The following is a 2,740-nucleotide window of genomic DNA, read 5'->3' as shown; positions in this document are numbered from 1 at the left end:
ATTCGGGCGAATTGGGAGAGTTGGGCGTGAACGCACGCAACTGCATGGTTTCATGCGGTTGCTGTTGTTCGGCCGCTTTCAGTTTCCGGAGGGTGTCGACCTTCAACTGCATTGTCTTGTCCGGCCGTTGCTGTTCGGCCGCGTTCTGTTCCCGGAGGGCGTCGACCTTCAACTGCATGGTCTCGTCCGGTTTGCGCAGTGCGTCGACCTTCAGCTGGATCGTTTCGTCCGCACGGCGGCCCTCCTCCCCCGGAAGGCCTTCCCCCTGTCCTGCTTCGGTCACGACCGCGTCTCCCTCCGCACTCCGTGTTGCTCGCGCGGGTCGACACAGCTACCGCAAATGCGGCTGCTTTCCCCGTAGTTCGCAGCCGCCACGCGGCCCTCGCGGCAGTACAAAATTATCAGCCGTCTTTTCAAAACCTCCGCACAAGATCTGGACAGAAACCACGACATAAGAAACAGACAGTTCTGTGCGTCCGGTCACTCCCGGATAACCTGGGCGCATGCCTCGTTACGAGTACCGCTGCCGGAGCTGCGGCGACACCTTCGAACTGAGCCGTCCCATGGCGGAGTCGTCCGCCCCGGCGACCTGCCCCGCCGGGCACGAGGACACGGTCAAGCTGCTGTCCACGGTCGCGGTGGGCGGCTCGGCCACCGCGCCGGCACCCGCGCCGCGGGCCGGCTCGGGCGGCGGCGGATGCTGCGGCGGGGGATGCTGCGGCTGACCTCTCCGGCACGGGCCCACCCCGGCAGGTCCGCCCTGCCGGGGTGGGCCCGTCGGTTCTGCCCTACCGGGGCGTCCGGGCCGCCGCCCCGAGGAACTCGCGCGTGATCCGCTCCCCGGCGAGCACCCCGCGCTCGGGCAGGGCGGTGATGCCGGGGGCCGTCCAGCCGGTGTCGGCGAGTTCGCCGTGGCCGGGCCGCCAGCCGCGGTCCACGGCCAGCAGCAGGTCGGCGTCCAGCAGCGAGTCGCCTGCGCCGAGGACGAGGTCGGCGCCGGTGCGGCGGGCGACCTCGCGGACGGCCGCGCTCTTGGTGAGCGGCTTGGGGACGGCGTAGAGCTTGCGGCCCTGCAGGGAGACCGTCCAGCCGCGGTTCTCCGCCCACACGGCGAGCTCCTTCACCCAGTCCCCGGGCAGGAGTTCACGCTCGACGACGAGGTAGGCGAACAGGTCCTCGGCGACGCGGTGCTTGCGCACCCAGGCCGGGTCGGCGGTCCGCAGCAGATGCTCCCGCACCTCGGCCAGCGGAGCGCACTCGCCGGCCACCCGGTCGGTGACCCGCCGGTGCCAGTCGGCGTCCGAGACGCCGTCCACCAGCAGGTGGCCGCCGTTGGCGCAGATCGCGTACTCCGGCGCCGGGCCCGGCAGGTTGATGCGCAGGTACTGCTTGCGGGTGCGGGTCGTGGTCGGCACGAACACCGCGGAGTCGGCGAGCTCGGTCAGCAGCCGGGCCGCCGTCTCGGTCATGTAGGACAGCGGCCTGCTCTCGTGCACCTCCACGCACAGCAGCCGCGGGGCCCGCGCGTCCGGCATGGTCAGCGCCAGGGCGGCGGCGGAGTAGATGAGCGTACGGTCCAGGTCGCTCGCCACCATCACCGGCATCAGCGGGTCACCGCCCTGCCGTCGGCGCCGGTCGCCCCGCGCGTGTAGCGGGGGTGGATCAACCCCACGCAGCTGTACGGCAGTTCGCCGACCTCCTCGACCGGGACCCCTCTCTGCCCGGCCAGCAGGCGCACGTGCTCCAGGTCGGCGCCCGCCCCGGCCCGCGCCAGGATCTTCCACGGCACCCGGCGCAGCAGCACGCGCGTGGTCTCGCCCACGCCCGGCTTGACGAGGTTCACGTCGTGGATGCCGTACTCCTCGCTGATCCGCTCGACCGCCGCCCAGCCCTCCCAGGTGGGGGTACGGTCGGCGGACAGCAGCTCCTTGACCGCGGTGCCGACGGCCTCCGTGACCTCGGTGAAGCGGGCGGTGACGGCGTCCAGGAAAGCGTTGGAGAGGTCGGCGTGGGCGAGTTCGCGGTAGAACTTCGCGCCGTGGAAGTCGTGCGGGCCGACCAGGTCCGCGCGCAGGACGGTCCGTGAGATCAGGCCGGAGACGGTGGAGTTGAGGCAGGCGGAGGGGATGAGGAAGTCCTCCCGGGTGCCGTACGTGCGCACGCACGAGCCGGGGTCGGCCAGCACCGCGATCTCCGGGTCGAACCCGCCGATGCCTTCGCGCTCCTCGAACTCCCGTATCGCTTGGGAGAGTTCACGGGTGATGGCGCCCTTGCCGGTCCAGCCGTCGACGAAGACGACGTCGGCGGGGTCGTGGTGGGCGGCCAGCCAGCGCAGCGCGTTGGCGTCGATGCCGCGGCCGCGCACGATCGACACGGCGTAGTGCGGCAGGTCCAGGCCGTGCCGGAACCGGGCCCAGCGGCGCATCAGCACGCCGACCGGGGTGCCGGCACGGGCGAGCGAGACGAGGACGGGCCTCGGCGTCCGCTCGGCCATGACCGTCTCGGTGACCACGCCGACGGCCTGGGCGATCCGCGCGGCGGAGGCCGTGAGGGCCGCGTGGAACAGCTCCTGGTACTGCTCGCTCGGCTGGTACTCCACCGGCAGCGACTCCGCGTAGTGCGCGCCGCCGCTCTGGATCGCCTCCTCGCGCTCCTCGGTCGGTGCCTCCAGCGTCACGTCCGACAGGTCCTGGAGCAGCCAGCCGACCTCGTCGGGCGCGTAGGCTGTCTCTTATACACA

Annotated in this window: 3 protein-coding genes and 1 pseudogene; 1 reads left to right on the top strand and 3 read right to left on the bottom strand. The window is 71.5% G+C overall.

Annotation, left to right across the window (positions count from 1 at the left end; genetic code table 11):
• Positions 1-283 (bottom strand): hypothetical protein (locus C1I97_RS39470; protein ID WP_146608402.1); only part of this gene is annotated, 283 nt, incomplete at its 3' end.
• 220 nt (positions 284-503) lie between these two features.
• Here C1I97_RS39470 and C1I97_RS34875 point away from each other — a divergent pair.
• Positions 504-725 carry an FmdB family zinc ribbon protein gene (locus tag C1I97_RS34875; protein WP_111006973.1) on the top strand — a complete coding sequence of 74 codons (222 nt, stop codon included), beginning with the start codon at positions 504-506 and terminating at the stop codon, positions 723-725.
• 63 nt (positions 726-788) lie between these two features.
• Here the strand turns inward: C1I97_RS34875 and C1I97_RS34870 are convergent, their stop codons facing one another.
• Positions 789-1,604: an HAD family hydrolase gene (locus tag C1I97_RS34870; RefSeq protein ID WP_111006972.1), complete on the bottom strand. Its 816-nt coding sequence runs from the start codon at positions 1,602-1,604 to the stop codon at positions 789-791.
• A pseudogene (locus C1I97_RS34865) lies at positions 1,604-2,728 on the bottom strand (cysteine protease StiP family protein); the annotation flags it as partial. The pseudogene C1I97_RS34865 and the gene C1I97_RS34870, both read right to left, overlap by 1 nt.
• Positions 2,729-2,740 lie beyond the last annotated feature (12 nt).

The organism is Streptomyces sp. NTH33 (genome assembly GCF_003236365.1).
Classification (GTDB): domain Bacteria; phylum Actinomycetota; class Actinomycetes; order Streptomycetales; family Streptomycetaceae; genus Streptomyces.
Note: the sequence above shows the minus strand (reverse complement) of the source record. Positions and strands in the feature narration are given on the sequence as shown.

What these genes read in the sequence shown, in the direction of transcription:
- C1I97_RS34875 (WP_111006973.1), top strand. Translation starts at nt 504, where the DNA reads ATGCCTCGTTACGAGTACCGCTGCCGGAGCTGCGGCGACACCTTCGAA.
- C1I97_RS34870 (WP_111006972.1), bottom strand. Translation starts at nt 1,604, where the DNA reads ATGCCGGTGATGGTGGCGAGCGACCTGGACCGTACGCTCATCTACTCC.